This window comes from Parageobacillus thermoglucosidasius, from assembly GCF_001295365.1.
In the GTDB taxonomy this organism is placed as follows: domain Bacteria; phylum Bacillota; class Bacilli; order Bacillales; family Anoxybacillaceae; genus Parageobacillus; species Parageobacillus thermoglucosidasius.
Genome location: NZ_CP012712.1, coordinates 3,251,300 through 3,274,609, shown reverse-complemented (window position 1 = coordinate 3,274,609; position 23,310 = coordinate 3,251,300). Strand labels below are relative to the sequence as shown.

The following is a 23,310-nucleotide window of genomic DNA, read 5'->3' as shown; positions in this document are numbered from 1 at the left end:
ACGATTGCCGCTGTCAGCGGAATGCGAAGCCGGTAAAGAAGGAATTTACAGGCTGGAAATAGGGAGGATTATAAACAGTCCTGTTGTGGCTGGAAGCGGAGATATAGGGAACATGGGGGATCGCCGCCATATAAAATACGGCTTGCCGGCTGCAAAGAAGGCGGTCAACTTGATCCTTGAAAGGGGTTGGTGTCATGGCAGGAAAAGAAAATAAGATTCCGATTTCGGAAAAGCTCACCGACAATGAAAATTTTTTAAAAGAAAAAATCGGAGTTGGAACTAGTTTTGATTTAGGGATCAGGAAAATACAGGTATTAAAGAGGGAAGTACATATTTACTACTGCAACGGTTTGTGTGAGACACAATATTTGATAGAACTGTTAAAACAAATCGTCCGCATCAATGATGACGAACGGCAGACGGAACAGGCAAGGAAAATTATCGAAAACCGTCTTGTTCATCAGCAAGTAAGCCTTGTCCAACACTTAGATGAGGCGGTTGACCGCCTGCTCTCAGGATTAATCGTTATTTTCATCGAAGGGGAATCGATCGCATTTATCGTCGATGTCCGCAGCTACCCGGGGCGGCAGCCGGAAGAACCGGATACGGAAAAAGTGGTGCGCGGCGCGCGTGATGGCTATGTGGAAAATATTATCGTCAATACGGCGCTAACTAGGCGGCGCATTCGCGATGAGCGGCTCCGCTTTGAAATTTTACAAGTAGGGGAGCGTTCCAAAACAGATATTTGCATTGCTTACATTAAAGATGTCGCCGATCCGGGGCTTGTTGAGCTTGTTAAACAAGAGCTCGGGCAAATTAGTATCGATGGGTTGACAATGGGGGATAAAACGGTCGAAGAATTTTTAGTAAAGCAAGGGTATAATCCGTACCCCCTCGTCCGCTATACGGAGCGTCCGGATGTGGCTGCCACCCATTTGCTCGAAGGCCATGTTTTAGTGATGGTAGACACGTCGCCAAGTGTAATTATTACCCCGACAACGTTTTTTCATCATGTACAGCACGCTGAAGAATATCGGCAATCTCCTGCGGTTGGCACTTTCGTGCGCTGGGTGCGGTTTTTAGGCATTTTGACCTCCTTATTTTTGCTGCCGCTTTGGGTGCTGTTCGTGCTTGAACCGTCTTTGCTGCCTGATAAATGGGCGTTTATCGGTCCGAACAAACAAACGAATATCCCGGTGATTATCCAAATTTTGCTGGCTGACTTCGGTATTGAGTTTCTTCGGATGGCAGCGATTCATACGCCGACGCCGCTTTCCACAGCGATGGGCTTAATCGCTGCGGTATTAATCGGGCAAATCGCGATTGATGTCGGATTATTTGTGCCTGAAGTGATTTTATATGTTGCGGTTGCGGCGATCGGTTCATTTGCAACACCGAGCTATGAGTTGAGCATTGCCAATAAAATATCGCGATTGTTTCTCGTCATTGCGGTGGCGCTGTTTAAAGTGCCGGGGCTGATGATCGGAACGACCGTGTATTTGCTTTGGCTCATTAGCATCCGGTCCTTAAACACGCCGTATTTATGGCCGTTTATTCCGTTTGACCCAGCCGCGTTTATGCAAATTATCGTCCGCCGCTCTGCAGCGGGGGCAAAAGTGAGGCCGAGCATCGTTCATCCGCAAAACCGCCGCAGGCAGCCGTCGTAAATTTATGAAAAAAAGTTGCAACTTTTTTGTAATTATGATACGTTATACGTAATCTTTTTTCTGCAAAAAAGGCAGTTATCTTGTATGTTAACTGTCTTTTTTGCTTTCGGTGATGCATAAAAATTCTGATATTGAATAATTTCAGTTTGCAGGAATGAGGGGTTTGCATGTTTTTTCATGGGACGAGCCGTGTGAATGATAAAGGGCATTTAGAAATTGGCGGTGTCGATACGGTTGATTTGGCGAAAGAATATGGAACGCCATTGTATATTTATGACGTGGCGCTGATCCGTGCGCGCGCGCGTGCGTTTAAAGAAGCGTTTCAAAAACATAGAGTGAAGTCACAAGTTGCTTATGCAAGCAAAGCGTTTTCTTCGATCGCGATGGTCCAGCTGGCGGAAGAAGAAGGGTTGTCATTGGATGTCGTATCGGGGGGAGAGCTGTATACGGCATTGCAAGCGGGATTTCCGCCAGAACGCATCCATTTTCACGGCAATAATAAAAGCCGGGAAGAATTGATCATGGCGCTTGAGAGCGGCATCGGCTGCGTCGTTGTCGATAACTTTTATGAACTGGAATTGTTGGAACAACTAAGCAAGCGGCATGGCAAGACGACAGCGATTTTAATAAGGGTTACCCCTGGTGTCGAAGCGCATACGCATGATTATATTTTAACAGGCCAGGAAGATTCCAAATTCGGATTTGATTTGAATAACGGTCAAGCGGACGAAGCACTGCGCAAAGCGCTGTCCTCACCATCCTTTTCTGTGCTTGGCATTCATTGCCATATCGGTTCACAAATTTTCGAAACAACCGGATTTGTGTTAGCAGCGCAAAAAATTTTCCAAAAAATCGCCAATTGGAAGGCAATGTACGGATTTGTTCCAGCGGTGGTCAATCTCGGCGGCGGATTCGGCATTCGTTATACGAGCGAAGATGATCCGATTCCTGTTTCGGAATATGTCGACAAAATCATAGAGGAAGTGAAAAAACAAGTAAATGAACAAAATATTCCAATGCCGGAAATTTGGATTGAGCCGGGGCGTTCGATCGTCGGCGATGCCGGAACGACGATTTACTCCATCGGTTCACAAAAAGAAGTGCCGAATGTCCGCCGTTACGTTGCCGTGGACGGCGGCATGAGCGACAACATCCGTCCAGCGCTATATGAAGCAAAATATGAAGCGGTGCTGGCAAACCGTGTACTGGACGAAAAAAATGAAATTGTCTCGATTGCCGGAAAATGTTGCGAGTCGGGAGATATACTTATTTGGGATTTGCCGCTGCCGAAAGCGAATCCCGGCGATTATTTAGCTGTCTTTTGCACCGGGGCGTACGGCTATTCGATGGCGAACAACTATAACCGCATTCCGCGCCCCGCTGTCGTATTCGTGGAAAACGGGGAAGCGCAGCTGGTGGTGAAGCGGGAAACATATGAAGATTTAGTGCGGCTTGATTTGCCGCTGAAAACAAAAGTGAAATAAAAAGTGCCCAGGCCAGACAGCCGGGCACTTTTTCGTTATTGGTTGTTTTGCGATTCGGAAGAAGTGAACACCGATTTAATGGCATTCCAAATTTCTTTTAAAATGTCAACAATGTTTTGAATAAACGTTTTTCCTTCTTCCGATTGCAGGAATGCCGACAATTTATCCTTCGCTTTGCTTAATTGGTCATTGACTTGATTCCAATCGATATTCGCGTTTTTCATTTTATTGAATAGCGAAATCAAGCTGTTTATTTCCTCTTCCGTTAACGTAATTCCAAGATCTTTTGCGACTTTCTCGATGAGTGCTCGCAAATCTTCGTCTGTTTGCGGCGGATTGTTTGCGATTTCTTCTTTTATTTTGGCAAGAAGAGCAACTGCTTTATCCGGACCAATCGATTCCCCGAGCTTTGCGGTTTTGACCATTTCCTCTGTGGCTACTTGTTTGACATCGTCAGGAATCACTTTATCAGAAGAAACTTCGTATGCTTTCATTAACCCGGTCAATGCGGCTGTGCCGGACACGGCAAACGGAGCGGTGACGTAAATTTTCGCATCTTTCACTCCCGCCGTAATCAAGGCGTTTGTATACATTTCGTCTGTGACCCATGTAATATTATGAGTTTCAACATCCAATCCGGATCCTTTAGCGCCGATCGTTATCATCGATGAGGAGATCGCTCTCGTCCCGATTTGCGCTTTTGGAATAAGACCGTCAAGATATTTATGTTCTTCTGCGTTGGAAACAGTAATGATTTGTGCGTTGTCCGGGACGTTCATTTCATTTAAAATTTGCTGCTTTTGCTGTTCGGTTAAATTTTCGCCTAACGTAACAATTACATCGCCTTCTGCTGCATCTGCTGCCGCCATAGCGGGAAAGGCAAACAGTAGCGATGCAAGCAGGCAGCCTGTCAACATGCGTTTCACAATGTCAGCCTCCTTTGTAAAGGTAATCCCCTTTTTCGGCATATCCTTTATCATTATATTACTTTTTTTACGTGAACAACAATGGTATGATAGTGGTGCGTTATCAATGAAAAAAAGGAGTTGTGGATGCATGGCGAAAAAAGGATATATTTTGATGGAAAACGGGGGAAAAATCGACTTTGAACTGTTCCCGGATGAAGCGCCGATTACGGTCGCCAACTTTGAAAAATTAGCCAATTCAGGGTTTTATAACGGTTTGACGTTTCATCGCGTCATTCCTGGTTTTGTCAGCCAAGGAGGCTGCCCGTACGGCAATGGAACAGGGGATGCCGGCTATACGATCCCGTGTGAAACAGATAACAACCCGCATAAACATGTGACTGGGGCGATTTCAATGGCACACCGCGGCCGCGATACAGGAAGCTGCCAATTTTTTATCGTTCATGAACCACAGCCGCACTTAGATGGGGTACATACCGTATTCGGTCAAGTCACAGCGGGAATGGACGTTGTCAAAGCGATGAAAAACGGCGATGTGATGAAAGAAGTTAAAGTGTTTGACGACGGGGATAAAGGCTGGTCAGGAGCGCTGTACTGCTAGCTAGGCAAGAGGTGAAAGGATGAAGGGAAAAAATTGGGGACTATTTTTTCTTTTATTAGGGGCAAGCCTTATATGGGGGATCATTTATTGGATGATCGTCGCAAGGTAATAAAAACGGCGGTTTATTCGGCTGGTTATTTTTGCCCGGCGGCATTGGCAGAGGAACATGAGCGCGGACAGATGGCGAGCAAAGAAGAATGGACAAACCGTTTTTGCATGATATATAATAAATAGAAAATTTCATACTGTTTTTGCATCCTTCGGGGCAGGGTGAAATTCCCGACCGGCGGTGATGAAGTGGTGTCACTTCTCAGCCCGCGAGCCGTATAGGCACGATCCGGTGAAATTCCGGAGCCGACAGTATAGTCTGGATGGGAGAAGGATCACAAGCGCACATTGTCGTTCCGTACAAGAGGGGAATCTCGTTTGTTACAGAGCGGCAATGTTTGCCAGGGATGAGCGATGCGGAGCGGCGAAATGATGAATTTTGTGACTTTTTTGGCATTTTGCCGATAAATCTGTTGATCGGTGGCGTGTTCGTTTTGTATTTGGCAGAAAAAGCAAATATTGAAAAACTTCGCTTGGCTTTTCCCTGCTTTGCGCATAAGTGCCATTTTTGGTACATAAAAGCAATTGTTGTGATTCGCTCTAATCCTGCCCTAGGATGAAAATCCTAGGGCTTTCTTTATGTAACAAAAGGAGGCGAATGCGGTGCGAAACGATGAACAATATATGCGCCTGGCGATCGAAATGGCGAAAGCGGGGATCGGGCAGACGTCTCCTAATCCGATTGTTGGCGCTGTCGTTGTTAATAGTGGAGAAATTGTCGGATTTGGCGCGCATTTGAAAGCGGGGGAGCCGCATGCGGAAGTGCATGCCATCCGGATGGCGGGAGAAAAAGCGAAAGGGGCGACCGTGTATGTGACGCTGGAGCCATGCAGCCATTATGGAAAAACGCCCCCTTGCGCCGATTTATTAATTGATGCGGGCGTCCGGCGCGTTGTTATTGCGACGACAGACCCGAACCCGCTCGTAGCGGGCAAAGGCATCGAAAAGCTAAGGAATGCGGGAATCGATGTAAAGCTTGGGGTGCTGAAAGAAGAAGCGGATGAGTTAAATCGCGTGTTTTTCCATTACATTGCGACAAAAACGCCATTTGTGACGCTAAAATACGCGAGCAGCCTCGATGGAAAAATCGCCACGGCAACAGGGGAAAGCAAATGGATCACATCGGAAGCGGCCAGGGAAGATGTGCATCGTTACCGGGCGGTGCATGATGCAATTCTCGTCGGGGTGGACACCGTCATTGCCGATAACCCAAGCTTAACGGTAAGGCTTCCGGGCAGCGGAAAGAATCCGATCCGCATCGTTTTAGATACGCATTTGCGCACCCCCCTTGAGGCAAACATTCTCCAAGATGGACAAGCGGAAACGTGGCTGATTGCCGGCAGCGGGGTCAGCGGCGAAAAAAAGAAGCGATATGAGAGCAAAAACGTGCAAGTAATTTCTATGAGCACGCCGCATATTAACATCGATGAATTGCTGCACGTGCTTGGCGAGAGACGGATTACTTCCCTTTTTGTCGAAGGCGGGTCACGCGTGCACGATAGTTTTGTGCGCGCTGGAGCGGTTAACGAAATTGTCGCATATTTTGCTCCGAAGCTCATCGGCGGAAAACAAGCACCGACGCCGATCGGGGGGATAGGTTTTGCCAGCATGGCCGACGTGATGCAGCTGCAAATCCGGCGAGTCGAAACGATCGGCCCGGATATCAAAATCGTCGCGATACCAAAATAAGAGAGGAGAGTACGGATGTTTACAGGCATTATTGAGGAAGTCGGCACGATCGAGCAAATGCGACAGTCAGGGGAAGCGATTGTGATGACGATCGGAGCGGAAAAAATTTTAGAAGATATCCATCTTGGCGACAGCATTGCGGTCAACGGGGTTTGTTTGACCGTAACGTCGTTTACACAGCGTTCATTTACTGTCGATGTCATGCCGGAAACGGTAAAAGCGACGTCGCTGCGCACGCTAACGAGAGGTTCGAAAGTGAATTTAGAACGGGCGATGCCAGCCAGCGGGCGCTTTGGAGGCCACTTTGTCTCCGGACATGTCGACGGTGTCGGTGAAATTATTCGCAAATGGCCAGTGGCCAATGCGGTATATTACGAAATCCAAATCCCGAAAGAGTTGCGCAAATATATGATTTTAAAAGGATCTGTCGCCGTCGATGGAACGAGTTTGACGATCTTTGGGCTTACCGATGACACATTTACCATTTCGCTGATTCCGCATACGCGCGCGGCAACGATTTTAGGAGATAAACAGCCGGGGGATATTGTCAATATCGAATGTGATGTCATCGGAAAATACGTCGCCCAATTCATGGAAGGGCAAAAAGAAGAAGCGAAACCGGCGATTACGCTCGAGTTTTTGGAACGGCACGGTTATAAGTAAGCGAAGAAGGGGGACATTCCATGTTTGACACGATCGAAGAGGCGCTAAATGAATTGATGCATGGGAAAGTGATTATTGTATGTGATGACGAAGACCGCGAAAATGAAGGAGATTTTGTCGCGCTGGCAGAAAAAGCGACTCCAGAAGTGATTAATTTCATGATTAAATACGGCCGCGGCCTTGTTTGCGTTCCGATTACGGAAGAATTGGCCGATAAGCTCGATTTAGCGCCGATGGTGAATCATAACACCGATTCCCACGGCACTGCTTTTACCGTTAGTATTGATTATAAAGCAACGACAACCGGCATTAGTGCTTTTGAACGGTCGATGACGATTCAAGCACTGTTGGACCCGAACGTGAAAGCGAGCGATTTTAAGCGGCCCGGTCACGTGTTTCCGCTTGTCGCGAAAAAAGGCGGCGTATTGCGGCGCGCCGGCCATACGGAAGCAGCCGTCGATTTGGCGCGGCTTTGCGGAGCAAAACCGGCAGGTGTGATTTGCGAAATCATTAAAGAGGATGGCACGATGGCGCGCGTTCCGGATTTGCGGAAAATCGCTGATGAGTTTGGTTTAAAAATGATAACGATTAAGGATCTAATCCAATATCGAAGCCGGAAAGAAAAATTAGTGAAACGGGAAGTGGAAGTAACGCTTCCAACAGAGTTTGGCGAGTTTAAAGCGATTGGCTACACCAATGTTGTCGATGGAAAAGAACATGTGGCGTTAGTCAAAGGCGACATTATTCCGGACGCGCCGGTCCTTGTCCGCGTTCATTCCGAATGCCTAACAGGGGACGTGTTTGGTTCTTATCGCTGTGATTGCGGACCGCAGCTTCACGCGGCACTCCGCCAAATCGACAAAGAAGGGCGCGGCGTTTTATTATATATGCGTCAGGAAGGGCGCGGCATCGGGCTAATCAACAAATTGCGCGCGTATAAACTGCAAGAGCAAGGCTATGATACGGTGGAGGCCAATGAAAAACTTGGATTTCCTGCCGATTTGCGCGACTATGGAATCGGCGCGCAAATTTTGAAAGATCTTGGTGTCGCGAAAATGCGACTATTGACGAATAATCCGCGGAAAATCGCCGGTTTAAAAGGACATGGTCTTGAAGTAGTGGAGCGTGTCCCGCTGGAGATGCCAGTGAAGAAAGAAAATGAAAAATATTTGCGAACAAAGTATGAAAAATTAGGGCATATGTTGCATTTTTAAAAAAGATCATCGATATTTTCGCTTTTTTGTATTATGATAAGTATGATGGGCGGAAAGATGGGAGGATTTGTAATGAAAGTAATCGAAGGAAATTTAGTCGGCACAGGATTAAAAATCGCCATCGTCGTTTCCCGATTTAATGAGTTTATTACGAGCAAATTATTGTCTGGCGCTCTCGACGGCCTCAAGCGGCACGGAGTCAATGAAAATGATGTGACGGTAGCGTGGGTGCCGGGAGCATTTGAAATTCCGCTGTTAGCGAAAAAATTTGCCGAATCAAAACAGTATGATGCCGTCATTGCGCTTGGCGCGGTCATTCGCGGGGCAACAAGCCATTACGACTACGTATGCAACGAAGTGGCCAAAGGCGTTTCCCACGCGGCGTTGTCAACAGGCACGCCGGTTATCTTTGGCGTATTAACGACAGATACGATCGAGCAGGCGATTGAACGCGCTGGAATAAAGGCGGGAAATAAAGGCTGGGAAGCAGCGGCAAGCGCGATTGAGATGGCCAATCTTCTGCGCGCGTTTGCTGAATAAGTGTTAAAATGCATGGAATGGTTCACAATAAGATGAAGAATGTTTATAATACGTAATGAGAAAATGACAAAGCGCTTTTCTATTTTTGAAAAGTTTTTGTCAGTAATGAGGGATTTTTTATGCTGATTCGTTATCGAAAAAATTACGAAAAAATTGCGATGGGTCTTTTGTCGTTTATGCCGACAGAGAAAGATTTGAAAAAGCTGCAGCAAACGATTAAGCAATACGAAACAAACGATGATTGGCAGCTGTTTTTATGGAAGGATGGCGATGACATTATCGGCATTATCGGAGTGCTGTTGCGCGATGCGGACATTGTTGAAATTCAACATATTAGTGTTAATCCTTCGCACCGCCATCAAGGTATTGGAAAACAAATGGTAAAAGCGTTAAAGGATATGTATCCTAACCGTCAGCTGCAGGCAAATGAATTTACCGCGTCATTTTTGGATAAATGTGAGTTGTAAAAGAGCTGCCGTCTATGAGGTCGGCAGCTCTTTGCTTGTTTTCTTTCGCTCTCGCGCCGCGATCACATCAGAACGGTCGCGCAATTTATGTTTATGAATTAAAAAGACATCGTTCATGTCACTTGCTTTTCCCCAAGTAAGCCCGCGTTCCTCGCAGATCGCTTGGCACGTTTTCCGCAGCGTTTCATCGCGAATAGGCAGTTCTATGCTCTCATATGCCCCGTTTTGCTCCATTCGTTCGATATAACATTCAAGCTGCTTGGAAAGCCGCTGTTCGTCCAGTCCCAGTTCGCGGATGGCTTTTTGTTCTTTGGATAAAAGTGTCAGCGCCTTTCGCATCATGCGCAGCGCCCCTCGTTGGTTGCCGCGGCGATGATGGTACAGCGCCACGGCAATTTGAATCAGCACAACCCATACTTTTTTGTAACCGTCCTTTTTCCAATGCTCTTCTAATATTTCGTGGCATTCAAAGTAATCGCGGTCGGTATGGAAATGAATTAAATAACGGATATAAGCGTCAGGATACATCGTTTCACGACCTTTCTATTGTTGTATCCGTATTGTATCATATTAGACGTAAAAAATTGCTTGGACAACGCCGGCGAATCGTCTATACTTAACGATAGTGTAAGGAAAATGGTGGGATGAACGTGCAATATAATGTGAAAATTGATGCGTTTGAAGGTCCGCTCGACCTTTTATTGCATTTAATCAATCGTTACGAAATCGACATTTATGATATTCCTGTCGCACAAATTACCGAGCAATATATGGCATATATTCATGCGATGCAGGAATTGCAGCTTGATATTGCCAGCGAATATTTAGTGATGGCAGCGACGCTTTTGGCGATTAAAAGCAAAATGTTGCTGCCGAGACATGAAGAAGAAATATTGGATGAAAGTGTGGGACTGCCGGAAAGTGATCCGCGCGAAGAATTAATGCAGCGGTTGTTAGAATACAAAAAATATAAAGAAGCAGCGCAAGTGTTGAAGAAAAAGGAAGAAGAGCGCGCGCTTTTGTTTACAAAACCGCCGAGCGATTTAAGCATATATGCAGACGAAAAAGAAATGATGAAACGGCCGCTTGATGTCAATGTGTACGATATGCTAGGAGCGCTTTCGAAATTGTTGCGCCGCAAAAAGCTGCAAAAACCGCTCCACACGAAAATTGCCCGTCAAGATATTTCGATCGAAAAGAGGATGGAAGAAATTTTGGAGGAACTAAGACGTACGAAAACAAGAAAAAATTTTTATGACTTATTCCCATATTATGATCGCGGCTATATTGTTGTAACATTTTTGGCCGTTTTAGAGCTAATGAAGAAAAATGCGATTATTATTGAGCAAGAGCGGAATTTTGCTGATATTTTCATCTCTTGCAACGAAAGGATGGAACAGCATGGAGATGAGTGAATATAAAGCGATCGTCGAAGGGCTGTTGTTTGCCGCAGGCGATGAGGGGCTGTCGCTTCAGCAAATCGCCGCGGTGCTGGAAATGGAAGAAGAACGAGTGCGGGCGGTTATTCATATGCTTAAGGACGAGTATGATAAACAAAAACGCGGCATTCAGCTCGTTGAATTGGCAGGAGTCTTTCAGCTGACGACAAGAAAAGAACATGCCCCGTATTTAAAAAAGCTTGTCGAATCGCCAAGTTCGGCTTCATTGTCGCAAGCGGCGCTTGAAACGCTGGCGATCATTGCTTACCGCCAGCCGATTACAAGGGCGGAGATTGAGGAAATTCGCGGGGTGAAAAGCGATAAACCAATACAGACGTTAATTGCCAAAGCGCTTATAAAGGAAGTCGGACGTGCGGAAGGAACGGGTCGGCCAATTTTGTATGGCACGACAAAGGAATTTTTGGATTACTTCGGCTTAAAAACGCTAGAGGAGCTGCCGCCGCTTCCGGAATTGCAAGAAGATGATGAGATAGAAAAGGAAGCTGATTTATTTTTTGAAAAATTCGCAGAAAATTTTAAGGAATCCACATGATTATGGTAAGATAGGAGTAACTGTATATTGCGTTTTTGGCGCGCGGATAAGGGGGCTGTTTGTATGCGGATTTGCCGCTTGCAAGGATATGAGCTGGAAAAATCGAAGCCGAATACGTTTGAAGATTATTTCAACCGTTCGGAAGTAACGTTTCGCGAAGACGGAGATGAAAAAACGCTCTATGTTTTATATTTGCGCCATTTTGAAGAGTCGATTTCCTCGTTTACGCCATATGAGCGAAATCCGATTTTTACCGTTTCGGGGCGCGACGTTTATTTCCGCGATATCATTGCTTTTGTTTGTTTATTGCAAAATCCGGATTTTCGCCGCCGCAAGCGGGTGTATATTCACAAGGAAGAGGAATTTCGCCGCTATTTTGCGCATATGGAGTTTACGAAGCTTCCCGATGTTTTTGCGGAGCTGGAGGCAAAAGGGGAATACCGTTTAACGTCACCGCTTCTTTTTATTCGCCAGCCATCTTAACCGGTATGGGGGTTTTTGGGATTATGGGAAATTCAATGGTTTGGAATCAAACAAAACAAGTAGAATCATTTTTGCAAAAAGCTGTCCGGACGATTTCCGATTATTTAAACGAGACAACGTTATCCAAACTAGTGGAAGAACGAGAGGGAGTGGACAAAGCGTATTGCGAATTATTGCTCGCGAATTTACGCCGCCTTGTTGTCTTTTGTGAAGAAGGGCTTGAAGAGTGCCGCATCGTCTTGAGAGAGGAGCCGTTTCGCAAAACAGCAGCGGAAAAGGCGCTGTATCGCGTTTACCATTTATGCATTGCCGAATATTTTACCCCGAAAAGCGACGCATGGTACGAAGATAGCCGTTCCGCTTATACAGGACGCAATTCGCTGAAATTTCGGCAGACTCCCCCGCCTTCGCTGCAAGTTTTGCTGTTGTCTCTTGAAAGCGAGTTTCAAGCGATTCGCGAAGAGCTGGAATTTTATGAAACCGACTATCGCACAAAAATGATCCAGTCCAAATAAACGAAAGCTGTCCCGATGTCCGGGGCAGCTTTTTTGCCGTTTATCACTCTGTCCGAATTTTTGCCGGGTCGCAAGCTGGCGGATGGATGTCATTTGACGTTTCCGCTAACTTTTGCAAGTAATAGCATTCTTCTTGTGTCATATGATCGGCCATCAGCGGCGTTAATCCGCCAAGCACCTCTTTGTTTAGCTCCATTTCTTCTAATTCGCGCAGAAAGCTTTGAAAAATCGCCATTTCTAATTGAATGTCACGGTGAAAGCGATGTAAAGCGGGAAAATCGTATACGTTTGTCCGTAAATATTCCGCCATTTCCACCGCTTTTAAGTAAAAGTCTTCCCACTCTTTTGTAAACATGCCGATTTCCCTCTTTTCTTTTTTCTGCTAGAGATTCAAGAATGAATCGGCAATGGTCGCCAAGAATTTGCATCCAAAAGCGCATTTCCCATAGCGCTTCTTGCTCTAATGTTTTTTTCATTTGTTTATCACCCCGGCTTTATATGTATGAACATAAAGAAATTAGGTGAATGCGGACAAGAACGGTTTTTAGGCGGCTGGCATACAATTATATGGGTACAAAGAAAGGGGAGGTTTTTCCAAATGAGCGAACAAGAGTTATTTCAGCGATATGTGAAACAAGTCAGCGAATGGGGCGCGCAAGTCGGACAAATGCTACCGCGAAGGGATGATGGCACGGTCCATCACGACATTGCGGCATTGCTTTCCTACATCGACAGGCATGACGGGGAATGGACGGAAACGGAAATTTATGATCTCCAGCGCATGGCCGATGCGGTGTATGAAAAAGCAGCAGCGGTTTCGGCAAACGGGACATTGGCTGACGAAAGTAGAGAAACCAGCGAGGAAGAAGCGCGGCGCCAAACCTATATAACAGCGGGCAGGCACGTTCTTCCGCCGCTTCCGTACAGTTATGACGCGCTTGAGCCGCATATTTCCAAAGAAATAATGCAACTGCATCATATGAAACACCATCAAAGTTATGTGGACGGATTGAATAAAGCGGAAAAAATGATGAAAAAAGCGCGCGAAACAAATAACTATGAATTGCTGAAGCACTGGGAGCGGGAAGCAGCGTTTCACGGTTCCGGGCATTATTTGCATACCATTTTTTGGAGCAATATGCATCCAAAAGGAGGAGGAGAGCCGCACGGCGAGCTGCTGGAACAAATAAAGCGCGATTTCGGAAGTTTTGAACGGTTTAAGCGTCATTTTACCGAGGCGGCAAAAAGCGTCGAAGGAGTTGGCTGGGCGCTGCTCGTTTGGTCGCCGCGGTCGCACCGCTTAGAAATTTTGCAGACGGAAAAACATCAACTTATGACGCAGTGGGATACGATTCCGCTTCTTGTCTTAGACGTTTGGGAACATGCCTATTATTTGCAATATAAAAACGACCGTGCTGCGTATATTAACAGCTGGTGGAATATCGTCCATTGGCGCGATGTGGAAGAGCGGTTTGCCCAGGCGCGCAAGCTGCGTTGGAAACCGTTTTGACGCAGGACGAGGGAGATGTTCCTTCGTCTATACATATTGATGGTTGTTTTCGTGTTTGCAACACTCTGACAAAGACATATGCTTTGGAGAGCATATGATGCGGCCGTGACTGCGGCAACTTGTACATTTAACGATCATATCTGTTTGCTTGGCGCATACACTTGTACAAAAGAGCAAAAGGGATGGAGATTACATGAAGCTCTGGAAACTAATTGTACTGTTTATCGTAGCGGTGGCGATGCTTTTTTCATGTATTCCGGATCAAGCGAAGGCGATGAATGAAGTGAGTGCGCAAAGCGCGGTTTTAATGGAACAGCATTCAGGGCGCATATTGTTGGAAAAAGACGCGCATACGAAGCGGCGCATTGCCAGCATCACCAAAATTATGACGGCCATTTTAGCGCTCGAATCAGGAAAAATGGATGATACGGTGACCGTAAGCGCCCGCGCTGTCCGTACAGAAGGTTCGTCGATTTATTTAAAGGAAGGAGAAAAAATAAAGCTGCGCGACCTCGTTTATGGGCTGATGCTTCGTTCGGGGAATGACGCGGCGGTGGCGATTGCCGAACATGTTGGCGGCAGCGTGGAAGGGTTTGTGGTTTTAATGAATCAAAAAGCAGCGGAAATCGGCATGCGCAACACCGAGTTTGCCAATCCGCACGGATTAGATGATGCGGAAAACCATTATTCAACAGCTTATGACATGGCGCTTCTTATGCAATATGCGATGAAAAATAAAGAGTTTCGAAAAATTTCCAGAACGAAAGTGTATCGCGCCCCAGATCCTGAAGGAAAATCGGAGCGGGTGTGGCGGAATAAAAATAAGCTGCTCACGAAGTTATATGAGTATTGCACGGGGGGGAAAACCGGCTATACAAAACGGGCCAATCGGACGCTGGTGACGACCGCTTCCAAAGACGGTCTTGATTTAATCGTGGTGACATTGGACGCACCGGATGATTGGAACGATCACATTGCCATGTACGAATATGGTTTTAAACATTATGTCATCGCCAAGGTGGATCAAAAGCGCATGATAAAAAAAATTCGTGACTCCTTTTACCGTGAAAATATTCAAGCAAGCCGCGCTTTGCGGTATCCCGTGACTGAAGAAGAAATGAAAGATTTGCGCGTGAAAATTCATCTTCTGCGTCCGCACAAGGAGTGGAAGAAAGACGAAAGCCGCATCCCGGCGATCGTCGGCAAAGCGGTGCTTTACTTGGGGGAGGAAGCGGTCGATGAAGTTCCGCTGTTGCATAAAAAGAGTACAAGCAAAAGAGACCGTTCGTTTTGGAACGCATTTCATTTTTTAGGTGTGAAAAACGATGGTTAATCTTATTTGGGTAGCGATGGCGGTTATTGGCATCGTTTTTGCGATGATGAACGGCACGATGAATGAAGTGAATGAGGCGATTTTTAAAAGCGCGAAAGAAGCGGTCACGATCAGCATCGGCATGATCAGCATTTTAGTGTTTTGGCTTGGATTGATGAGAATCGCTGAAGAAGCCGGCCTTTTGTCGAGGATTGCCGCTTTTTTCAAGCCGCTGGTCCGCCGCTTGTTTCCTGAAGTGCCGCCAAACCATCCTGCGCTCGGCTATATCGTTTCCAACATGGTCGCAAATATGTTCGGGCTTGGCAGCGCTGCGACCCCGATGGGGATTAAGGCGATGGAAGAGTTAAAAAAGCTTAGTCGCGATCAAGAGGAAGCAAGCCGTTCGATGATCACATTTTTGGCGATCAATACGTCAAGCATCACCCTTATTCCGACGACGGTCATTTCGATTCGCATGACATACGGGTCGGCGTCGCCGGGAGAGATTATCGGCACGACGCTTGTCGCTTCAACGATTTCTACCATAGGCGCGGTCTGCATTGATCGTTATTATTATTGGAAGAGAACACGGAAAGGCGGGAAGCGGTAATGGCATTCGTTCAGCTTCTTTCTGCTTGGCTTATTCCGATCACCATTGCGTTTATTCTTTTATACGGAACCGTAAAAAAAGTGCCAACTTATGAAGCATTCGTCGAAGGCGGAAAAGAAGGCATTCAAATCGCGTTTTCCATTATTCCGTATTTAGTCGGCATGCTTGTTTCGATTTCAATTTTTCGCGCGTCTGGTGCGTTAGATTACATGATGAATGGAATCAAGCCGGTTGCTGATGCGATTGGCCTTCCGGCGGAGGTGGTGCCGCTGGCGGTGGTTCGCACCGTTTCCGGTACTGCCGCGCTTGGCATGGTAACCGATTTGATCGCTACATATGGACCGGATTCGTTCATTGGCAGGCTCGCGTCCACGATACAAGGCAGTACGGAAACGACATTGTATGTGTTAACGGTTTATTTCGGTGCGGTTGGTATCAAAAAGATGGGAGATGCGCTGAAAGTCGGGATTTTAGCGGATATTCTCAGCTTTATCGTTTCCTTTTTTATTGTGCTGCTTATCTTTGGAAAATAGTTCGCCTATCATCAGGCGGCTTTTTTTGTTTTGGCTTTTTCTGAAAAGCGGTTTTATATTTGTCGAAAAAAGGCGAGTATGATAAAAATAGTGAGAGAACATGCTTGTATCTTTTGCAGCGAAAGAGTAAGATGATGAAAGAGGTGATAGTGATGGAACGTTTGCAAAAAGTGATTGCCCGTGCAGGCATCGCATCAAGAAGGAAAGCAGAACAGCTCATATTGCAAGGAAAAGTAAAGGTGAACGGGAAAATTGTTACCGAACTCGGCGTGAAAGTCGGTCCGCGAGATAAAGTGGAAGTAGACGGGATACCGGTCGAAAAAGAAGAGCCGGTATATTATCTTTTTTATAAGCCGCGCGGGGTGATTTCGAGCGTAAAAGATGATAAAGGCAGGAAAGTCGTCACCGATTTTTTTAAGGATATCGACAAACGCATTTATCCAGTTGGCCGCCTCGATTATGATACGTCGGGAATTCTTTTGCTTACCAATGATGGGGATTTTGCCAATTTGTTAATGCATCCTCGTTACGAAATCGAAAAAGTGTATATCGCAAAGGTGAAAAAAATTCCGACGCGCGAGCAATTAAAACAGCTGGAAAAAGGAATTATGCTCGAAGACGGCATGACTGCGCCGGCAAAAGTAAAATTGCTTTCTCACGATAAACAAAAACAAACCGCCATTATCGAAATTCGCATTCACGAAGGGCGGAACCGCCAAGTGCGCCGCATGTTTGAAGCGATTGGCTGCAATGTGATGAAATTGAAGCGGGAGAGATACGCTTTTCTCGATTTGAAAGGGTTAAATCCTGGCGAATATCGCGAACTGACGCCGCATGAAGTAAAACAGCTGCGCGCGCTCGCATTATCGGGCGGAGGAAAATAAAACGGTTACATTGTCACATAACGTTCATATTTATGCCAATTTGTACGATAAAAAACACTGTTATAATGGAAAATGGGATATTACGATTTCATAAGGGGTTTGAAAGATGAAAAAACAACAGCGGCTTGTCATGAGAACGGTCATTTTATTGCTGTTATTAGCAGCGGTGGGATATACGATTTATTCTAATTTTTTTGTGGATAAAGCAAAAGTGAAAGTTGGCTCAACTGCACCAGATTTCGTTTTGACTGATTTAAGCGGAAAGCAACATCGTCTTTCCGACTATCGCGGCAAAGGGGTGTTTTTGAACTTCTGGGGAACGTGGTGCAAGCCGTGTGAAAAGGAAATGCCATACATCAACCGGCAGTACAGCGTATATAAAAACCAAGGTGTCGAAGTCTTGGCGGTGAACGTTGGCGAGACAAAGTTAAGTGTGCAAAGCTTTGTCGACCGCTTTGGATTGACGTTTCCGGTCATGATCGACCGGGAAGACCAAGTCATGAACGCTTATGATGTCGATCGGCTGCCGGCGACGTATTTGATTGATAAAAACGGCAAGGTGAAAGGAATCATCACTGGAACGATGACAGAGGAAAAGGTCAAGCAGTATATGGAAAGCATTAAACCGTAAGGAGTTTTGCGAAATGGAACATGTTAAGTGCGAATGCGGGCATGTGAATCCGCACGGGACTGTTTTTTGCGAATCTTGCGGAAAGCCGCTTGGGGAAAATGCAGAAAAAAAGCTTTTGGACATGCGTTATGAAGGAAGCGCGCGCCGTTCGCAAACGTACAATAAAACCATTATCGATAAAATTTGGGCGTTTTTCTCTTCGGTGAAGGTCGGAGTGGCGCTGATTGTCATAACGCTCATCGCTTCGGCGATCGGAACGATTTTTCCACAGGAAATGTATCTTCCGCCCAATGTCAGCCCTGCTGAGTATTACGAAGATCAATACGGTTGGCTAGGAAAGTTATATTATCAGCTTGGATTTAATGATTTGTACGGTTCATGGTGGTATATGCTCCTTATTGCGTCAATTGGCGTATCGCTTGTCATTTGCAGCTTAGACCGCGTGATACCGCTTTATCGCGCTTTGAAAAGGCAAGGTGTCACAAGACATCCGAATTTTTTGCGGCGGCAGCGGCTATTTAGTGTTTCGAAAGTCGCTGACGCTGATGATGTGTTCAAACAAGTGAAAGAGAAATTGGCGCAGCGCCGCTACCATATCCGCGAGGAAAACGGCAATATTTTGGCGGAAAAAGGCCGTTTTTCCCGCTGGGGTCCGTATGTCAACCATATTGGATTAATTATTTTCTTAATCGGGGCGATGCTTCGTTTTGTTCCCGGCATGTATGTCGATGAAGTGTTGTGGATTCGCGAAGGAGAGACGAAAGAAATTCCGGGAACGAATGGGAAATATTTTTTAAAGAACGAAAAATTCATTTATGAAACATATGAAAAAGGAAAGGAAAATGAAGTGTTTAATGCGGCGATTGATCGCGTCGGCAGCGGCATGGTAGCGAAAAACTACCAAACAAACGTCGTGCTTTATCAACGTGTCGGCCCGATTATCGCCGGTGAAGAACCGAAACTGAAAAAAGTAAAAGAATATAAGATTCGTGTCAACGAACCGTTAAAATATGACCATTATGCGCTGTACCAAGTCGATTTTAAACAAAACGAGCCGTATAAAATGGCGTTTCAATTAATGGATAAAACATCGGAAAAATCGTTTGGCACTGTCGTTATCGATTTGCATCACCCAAAACCTTCCTATGATCTTGGCAACGGCTACCGTGTGGAGTTGTTAAGTTACTTTCCGGATTTTTATTTTGATGACGATGGAAATCCGTCGACGAAATCAAAAGTTCCAAACAATCCGGCGTTCGTGTTTAAAATGTTTGCCCCGGACAAGCCAAAAGGGGAAGTGAGTTTTGTCGCCATTCGACAGACGATTGAGCCGTTTGGCAACAATAAATATAAAATGGCGTTTTCTGGACTAGAGACAAGGAACGTGTCAGGGCTTACGGTACGCCGCGACTTTACACTTTGGATTTTAGGGGTTGGCGGAGTCATATTCATGATTGGTGTCATCCAAGGAATGTATTGGAACCATCGCCGCATCTGGCTGCAGCGTGTCAATGGCGAAGTATGGCTTGCTGCGCATACGAACAAAAACTGGTTTGGCTTAAAAAATGAAATTCGCCGTGTCATTGAAGGAACGGGGTTAGCGATGCCGATCGATCAAGCGGAAGAAGAGAAAAAAGCAGCGCAAGGGGGGCAAGTGCATGGCGCAACTGAGTAGCACGTTGTTGTATATCGCGTTTATTCTTTATTTGATCGGAACATTTTTTTTCGGCGGAGCGATTCGCGATAAAAAAGGAAAAGAGAAAAAAGAAAAAGATCGTTGGTCGCAGCTTGGTATTGTGACGACGATCATCGGGTTTATTTCGCAACTTGGCTACTTCATTACAAGATGGATTGCAGCAGGGCACGCTCCGGTCAGCAATTTGTTTGAATTTACGACATTTTTTGGGATGATGCTTGTTGCTGCTTTTATCGTGATTTATTTTATTTATAAAACAAGTGTTCTCGGTTTGTTCACATTACCGGTCGCCATATTAGTGATCGCTTACGCCAGCATGTTTCCGCGTGAAATTACCCCGCTGATTCCGGCGTTGCAAAGTGATTGGCTGCACATCCATGTAACTACCGCAGCGGCGGGAGAAGCGATTTTGGCTGTCAGCTTTGCCGCCGGGCTCATTTATTTAGTTCGTGTCGTGGATCAGTCCAAGCCGAGCAAACGTACGTTCTGGCTGGAAGTCATCATGTTCTGTTTAATAACAACGCTCGGGTTTGTGCTTGTTTCGACATCATTCAGACTTGCGGATTATGAAGCGAAATTTACATGGGTTGACAAAAATGGGCAAACATCAGAACTTGTTTACAACATGCCAGCATTAGTCGGCCCGCATGAAGGAAAGCTTGTGAAAGAAAGCAGCGATCGTTTTGAACCATTTGTTTCCATGCCGGCAATCATTAATGCGAAAAAATTAAATACGGTTATCTGGTCGGTAATCGGGGGCACGGTTTTATATGTATTGCTCCGTCTTGTGCTGCGGAAGCGGATCGCCGCAGCATTGCAGCCGCTTGTCAAAAACGTAAACTTGGATTTAACGGATGAAATCAGTTACCGCGCTGTCGCGATCGGCTTTCCGGTATTTACGCTTGGAGCGCTCATTTTCGCGATGATTTGGGCGCAAATTGCGTGGACGCGCTTTTGGGGCTGGGATCCGAAAGAAGTATGGGCGCTTATTACATGGCTGTTTTACGCGGCGTTTTTGCATCTTCGCTTGTCCAAAGGATGGCACGGCGAAAAATCGGCATGGCTTGCGGTCATTGGTTTTGCGATCATCATGTTTAATTTAGTGGCGGTGAACTTAGTCATTGCCGGGCTGCATTCCTATGCCGGAACATGATGGATAGATGAATGGCATTGAACAAAAGGATGCCCCGTTGGCTGGGGCATCCTTTTTATGATTAAAGTAGATAAATGATATTAATTTTTGTACAATAATGAACAAGGGAGGATGTTCTTATGGATAAACAGGTAAAAATTTTAGTCGTAGATGATGAAGAACGAATTCGGCGCTTGTTGAAAATGTATTTGGAGCGCGAAAATTATATCATTGATGAGGCCGATAACGGCGATGACGCGCTCACAAAAGCGCTCGAAAACGATTATGACGTCATTTTGCTTGACCTCATGCTGCCAGGGAGGGACGGCATTGAGGTATGCAAAGAAATTCGCGAAAAGAAAGCAACACCGATTATTATGCTGACAGCAAAAGGGGAAGAATCAAACCGTGTCCAAGGCTTTGAGGCGGGGACGGATGACTATATTGTCAAACCGTTTAGCCCGCGCGAAGTGGTATTGCGCGTGAAGGCGTTGTTGCGGCGCGCAGCAAATACGATGTATGTCCTTGCCGACACGACCGCAAAGGACGTGCTCGTTTTTCCGCATTTAACAATTGATAATGACGCCCACCGCGTCACCGTTGACGGTCAGGAAGTGAATTTGACTCCGAAAGAATACGAGCTGCTTTTATTTTTGGCAAAATCTCCAGATAAAGTATTTGATCGCGAACAGTTGCTAAAAGAAGTATGGCATTACGAATTTTTTGGCGATTTGCGCACAGTGGACACTCATATTAAACGGTTGCGCGAAAAGTTAAACAAAGTCTCGCCGACGGCGGCAAAAATGATTGTAACCGTTTGGGGAGTTGGCTATAAATTTGAGGTAGTGAACGACTGATGTGGCTTTTTCGCAGTGTGGTCGGAAAATTGTGGTTCACGATATTATTGCTCGTTTCTTGCGTATTATTTATCCTTACGGTCCTTTTGTTAAAATTTTTCGAAAATTATTATGTGCAAGAAGCGGAGAAAGAATTGACGCAGCTTGCGACAAAAGTATCGGAAGTCATGCGCGATTACGAAGATGAAAAGCTGGCGCGCTCGATCGCATGGACGCTTGTCGACCATACGTCCAAAGCGGTCATTATCACTGATTCCGCGCATTACTGGTATTCGCCGACAAATGATAAATTACGCGATTTGCCGCTATCACTCGTTGAACAAGACAAAGATTTGCGAAAAGTGTTCACGGAAGGGAAAAGCGTTAAAAAGAAAGCGTATTTGCCGAATGTGCAAATCGGCAAACAATATAGTGATGTGATTATTGTCGGCGTGCCGCTGGAAACGGTGAATGGAAAACAAGGCGGGGTATTTATTTACCAATCGTTGCAGGCCATTGAAGATACGACAAGGCAAACGAAAAAATTGATTTTTCTTGCCGCGTTTATCGCCATCGTGTTGACAACGTTTTTCGCCTTTTTCTTATCGACCCGTATTACTGCGCCTTTGCGGAAAATGCGGCAAGCGGCTTTTGAAGTGGCACGCGGCAAGTTTGACACAAAAGTGCCGATTTTAACGCATGATGAAATCGGTGAATTGGCGATGGCGTTCAACCAGATGGGCAGACGGCTGCAGTTTAATATCAATGCACTTAATCAGGAAAAAGAGCAGCTGGCAAGCATTTTAAGCAGCATGGCCGATGGCGTCATCACCTTTAACCGCGACGGCGAAATATTAATAACGAATCCACCGGCAGAGCGGTTTTTGCAAGCATGGTATTTCGAACAAGGAAACGATGCAGAAATAATCGCGCCGCTGCCTCCGCAAGTAAATGAGCTATTTATTCGCGTTGTCCGTGAGGAGAAGGAACAATCGATCGAATTGTCCTTGCAAGGGCGGACATGGGTGATTTTAATGACGCCGCTTTATGACAAAACGAACGTTCGCGGTGCGGTGGCGGTGTTGCGTGATATGACGGAGGAACGCCGCTTGGATAAACTCCGCAAAGATTTTATCGCCAACGTTTCTCATGAGTTGCGCACGCCGATTGCGATGCTTCAGGGCTACAGCGAAGCGATTATTGATGATATTGCCGCAACCGATGAAGAAAAGAAAGAAATGGCGAAAGTCATTTATGACGAATCGCTGCGCATGGGCCGCCTTGTCAACGACTTATTGGATTTGGCGCGCATGGAAGCAGGGCACATTACGTTAAATTACGAAACTGTTCAGCTTGCCCCATATATTGGGCGGATTATTCGCAAATTCCAAGGTCTGGCAAAAGAAAAACAAATTGATTTGTCGGCGGAGTTTGACAATGAGGACATCCGCATTAGGATGGACCCGGACCGCATTGAACAAGTATTGACGAATTTGATTGATAATGCGATTCGCCATACGGATCAAAACGGAACCGTCAAGATTATTGCCGAACAAAACGGCGGCGGTGTTACGATTCATGTGCAAGATTCTGGAACCGGCATTCCTGAAGAAGATTTGCCGTTTGTGTTTGAACGCTTCTACAAAGCGGATAAGGCGCGCACGCGCGGCCGCTCAGGAACGGGATTAGGCCTTGCGATTGCGAAAAATATCGTCGAGGCGCATAAAGGGACGATTTCCGTCCATAGCAAGCTTCATGAAGGAACGACATTTACGTTTCATTTGCCAAACGGCCCGCAAACAACGTAAAATGCCCCT

The 23,310-nt window shown here is 45.9% G+C and carries 26 protein-coding genes, 1 pseudogene and 1 riboswitch; of the genes and pseudogenes, 24 read left to right on the top strand and 3 right to left on the bottom strand.

Annotated elements, in window-relative coordinates; translation table 11 throughout:
* Window positions 1-194: 194 nt before the first annotated feature.
* Together AOT13_RS16090 and lysA are read left to right on the top strand one after the other, a co-directional pair.
* A complete protein-coding gene (locus AOT13_RS16090; RefSeq protein WP_035501889.1) occupies window positions 195-1,667 on the top strand; it encodes a spore germination protein in 1,473 nt (490 codons plus the stop codon).
* A gap of 167 nt (window positions 1,668-1,834) precedes the next feature.
* Window positions 1,835-3,151: a diaminopimelate decarboxylase gene (gene lysA / locus AOT13_RS16085; protein ID WP_042384130.1), complete on the top strand. Its 1,317-nt coding sequence runs from the start codon at window positions 1,835-1,837 to the stop codon at window positions 3,149-3,151.
* A 35-nt stretch (window positions 3,152-3,186) separates the two neighbouring features.
* Here the strand turns inward: lysA and AOT13_RS16080 are convergent, their stop codons facing one another.
* Complete coding sequence (locus AOT13_RS16080; protein WP_370586566.1) at window positions 3,187-4,068, bottom strand: DUF1002 domain-containing protein; 882 nt, start codon at window positions 4,066-4,068, stop codon at window positions 3,187-3,189.
* Window positions 4,069-4,207: 139 nt separating this feature from the next.
* Here AOT13_RS16080 and AOT13_RS16075 point away from each other — a divergent pair, with 139 nt between their 5' ends.
* From AOT13_RS16075 to AOT13_RS16050, 8 genes are all read left to right on the top strand, one after another.
* Window positions 4,208-4,678, top strand: coding sequence for a peptidylprolyl isomerase (locus AOT13_RS16075; RefSeq protein WP_042384127.1), 471 nt, complete (start codon window positions 4,208-4,210; stop codon window positions 4,676-4,678).
* Window positions 4,679-4,750: 72 nt separating this feature from the next.
* Entirely contained in the window at window positions 4,751-4,912 is a 162-nt protein-coding gene (locus tag AOT13_RS20210; protein WP_155116376.1) for a hypothetical protein, read from the top strand.
* Window positions 4,913-4,930: 18 nt separating this feature from the next.
* Window positions 4,931-5,065: riboswitch (FMN riboswitch) on the top strand.
* Window positions 5,050-5,346 (top strand): hypothetical protein, encoded by a 297-nt coding sequence (locus AOT13_RS20205; protein ID WP_035501890.1) that lies wholly within the window; start codon window positions 5,050-5,052, stop codon window positions 5,344-5,346. (Overlaps the previous riboswitch by 16 nt.)
* Window positions 5,347-5,410: 64 nt before the next feature.
* Window positions 5,411-6,475 (top strand): bifunctional diaminohydroxyphosphoribosylaminopyrimidine deaminase/5-amino-6-(5-phosphoribosylamino)uracil reductase RibD, encoded by a 1,065-nt coding sequence (ribD, locus tag AOT13_RS16070; protein WP_230457117.1) that lies wholly within the window; start codon window positions 5,411-5,413, stop codon window positions 6,473-6,475.
* A gap of 15 nt (window positions 6,476-6,490) precedes the next feature.
* Window positions 6,491-7,138 (top strand): riboflavin synthase, encoded by a 648-nt coding sequence (ribE, locus tag AOT13_RS16065; RefSeq protein WP_042384123.1) that lies wholly within the window; start codon window positions 6,491-6,493, stop codon window positions 7,136-7,138.
* A gap of 20 nt (window positions 7,139-7,158) precedes the next feature.
* The gene (locus AOT13_RS16060) at window positions 7,159-8,352 is read left to right on the top strand and encodes a bifunctional 3,4-dihydroxy-2-butanone-4-phosphate synthase/GTP cyclohydrolase II (RefSeq protein WP_042384121.1); all 1,194 of its coding nucleotides are present in this window, start codon (window positions 7,159-7,161) and stop codon (window positions 8,350-8,352) included.
* Between the two features lie 72 nt (window positions 8,353-8,424).
* Entirely contained in the window at window positions 8,425-8,892 is a 468-nt protein-coding gene (gene ribH, locus AOT13_RS16055; RefSeq protein ID WP_042384118.1) for a 6,7-dimethyl-8-ribityllumazine synthase, read from the top strand.
* Window positions 8,893-9,011: 119 nt separating this feature from the next.
* Complete coding sequence (locus AOT13_RS16050; RefSeq protein ID WP_003249422.1) at window positions 9,012-9,359, top strand: GNAT family N-acetyltransferase; 348 nt, start codon at window positions 9,012-9,014, stop codon at window positions 9,357-9,359.
* A gap of 12 nt (window positions 9,360-9,371) precedes the next feature.
* On the opposite strand, the gene AOT13_RS16045 is transcribed toward AOT13_RS16050, so the two are convergent.
* Complete coding sequence (locus tag AOT13_RS16045; RefSeq protein ID WP_003249423.1) at window positions 9,372-9,887, bottom strand: DUF309 domain-containing protein; 516 nt, start codon at window positions 9,885-9,887, stop codon at window positions 9,372-9,374.
* Between the two features lie 116 nt (window positions 9,888-10,003).
* On the opposite strand from AOT13_RS16045, the gene AOT13_RS16040 reads away from it, so the two are divergent.
* The 4 genes from AOT13_RS16040 to AOT13_RS16025 all read left to right on the top strand — a co-directional run bounded on the left by AOT13_RS16040 (window position 10,004) and on the right by AOT13_RS16025 (window position 12,349).
* Window positions 10,004-10,774 (top strand): segregation/condensation protein A, encoded by a 771-nt coding sequence (locus tag AOT13_RS16040; RefSeq protein ID WP_013876685.1) that lies wholly within the window; start codon window positions 10,004-10,006, stop codon window positions 10,772-10,774.
* Window positions 10,761-11,351, top strand: a complete 591-nt coding sequence (gene scpB / locus AOT13_RS16035) for an SMC-Scp complex subunit ScpB (RefSeq protein WP_003249425.1) — start codon at window positions 10,761-10,763, stop codon at window positions 11,349-11,351. Before AOT13_RS16040 ends, scpB begins: the two co-directional genes overlap by 14 nt.
* 63 nt (window positions 11,352-11,414) lie before the next feature.
* On the top strand, window positions 11,415-11,834 hold the full coding sequence (locus AOT13_RS16030) for a hypothetical protein (protein ID WP_003249426.1): 420 nt from the start codon (window positions 11,415-11,417) through the stop codon (window positions 11,832-11,834).
* A 23-nt stretch (window positions 11,835-11,857) separates the two neighbouring features.
* Window positions 11,858-12,349 carry a YpuI family protein gene (locus AOT13_RS16025; RefSeq protein WP_003249427.1) on the top strand — a complete coding sequence of 164 codons (492 nt, stop codon included), beginning with the start codon at window positions 11,858-11,860 and terminating at the stop codon, window positions 12,347-12,349.
* Between the two features lie 43 nt (window positions 12,350-12,392).
* On the opposite strand, the pseudogene AOT13_RS16020 reads toward AOT13_RS16025, so the two are convergent.
* Window positions 12,393-12,701, bottom strand: a pseudogene (locus tag AOT13_RS16020) (DUF2935 domain-containing protein); the annotation flags it as partial.
* Between the two features lie 246 nt (window positions 12,702-12,947).
* Between AOT13_RS16020 and AOT13_RS16015 the strand changes: the two are divergent.
* From AOT13_RS16015 to AOT13_RS15970, 10 genes are all read left to right on the top strand, one after another.
* Entirely contained in the window at window positions 12,948-13,859 is a 912-nt protein-coding gene (locus AOT13_RS16015) for a superoxide dismutase (RefSeq protein ID WP_042384115.1), read from the top strand.
* A gap of 193 nt (window positions 13,860-14,052) precedes the next feature.
* Window positions 14,053-15,192 (top strand): D-alanyl-D-alanine carboxypeptidase family protein, encoded by a 1,140-nt coding sequence (locus tag AOT13_RS16010; RefSeq protein ID WP_042384113.1) that lies wholly within the window; start codon window positions 14,053-14,055, stop codon window positions 15,190-15,192.
* The gene (locus AOT13_RS16005; protein ID WP_013400467.1) at window positions 15,185-15,781 is read left to right on the top strand and encodes a nucleoside recognition domain-containing protein; all 597 of its coding nucleotides are present in this window, start codon (window positions 15,185-15,187) and stop codon (window positions 15,779-15,781) included. The genes AOT13_RS16010 and AOT13_RS16005 overlap by 8 nt, the downstream gene beginning before the upstream one ends.
* Window positions 15,781-16,314: a spore maturation protein gene (locus AOT13_RS16000; RefSeq protein WP_042384110.1), complete on the top strand. Its 534-nt coding sequence runs from the start codon at window positions 15,781-15,783 to the stop codon at window positions 16,312-16,314. The genes AOT13_RS16005 and AOT13_RS16000 overlap by 1 nt, the downstream gene beginning before the upstream one ends.
* Window positions 16,315-16,466: 152 nt before the next feature.
* Window positions 16,467-17,198 carry a pseudouridine synthase gene (locus AOT13_RS15995; RefSeq protein WP_003249437.1) on the top strand — a complete coding sequence of 244 codons (732 nt, stop codon included), beginning with the start codon at window positions 16,467-16,469 and terminating at the stop codon, window positions 17,196-17,198.
* Between the two features lie 106 nt (window positions 17,199-17,304).
* The gene (gene resA / locus AOT13_RS15990) at window positions 17,305-17,829 is read left to right on the top strand and encodes a thiol-disulfide oxidoreductase ResA (RefSeq protein WP_013400469.1); all 525 of its coding nucleotides are present in this window, start codon (window positions 17,305-17,307) and stop codon (window positions 17,827-17,829) included.
* Between the two features lie 13 nt (window positions 17,830-17,842).
* Window positions 17,843-19,504 carry a cytochrome c biogenesis protein ResB gene (gene resB / locus AOT13_RS15985; protein WP_042384108.1) on the top strand — a complete coding sequence of 554 codons (1,662 nt, stop codon included), beginning with the start codon at window positions 17,843-17,845 and terminating at the stop codon, window positions 19,502-19,504.
* Entirely contained in the window at window positions 19,488-20,678 is a 1,191-nt protein-coding gene (gene ccsB / locus AOT13_RS15980; RefSeq protein WP_013876689.1) for a c-type cytochrome biogenesis protein CcsB, read from the top strand. The genes resB and ccsB overlap by 17 nt, the downstream gene beginning before the upstream one ends.
* Before the next feature lie 119 nt (window positions 20,679-20,797).
* On the top strand, window positions 20,798-21,514 hold the full coding sequence (locus AOT13_RS15975) for a response regulator transcription factor (RefSeq protein WP_003249446.1): 717 nt from the start codon (window positions 20,798-20,800) through the stop codon (window positions 21,512-21,514).
* The gene (locus AOT13_RS15970) at window positions 21,514-23,301 is read left to right on the top strand and encodes an ATP-binding protein (protein WP_013876690.1); all 1,788 of its coding nucleotides are present in this window, start codon (window positions 21,514-21,516) and stop codon (window positions 23,299-23,301) included. The genes AOT13_RS15975 and AOT13_RS15970 overlap by 1 nt, the downstream gene beginning before the upstream one ends.
* The last annotated feature ends 9 nt before the right edge of the window (window positions 23,302-23,310 follow it).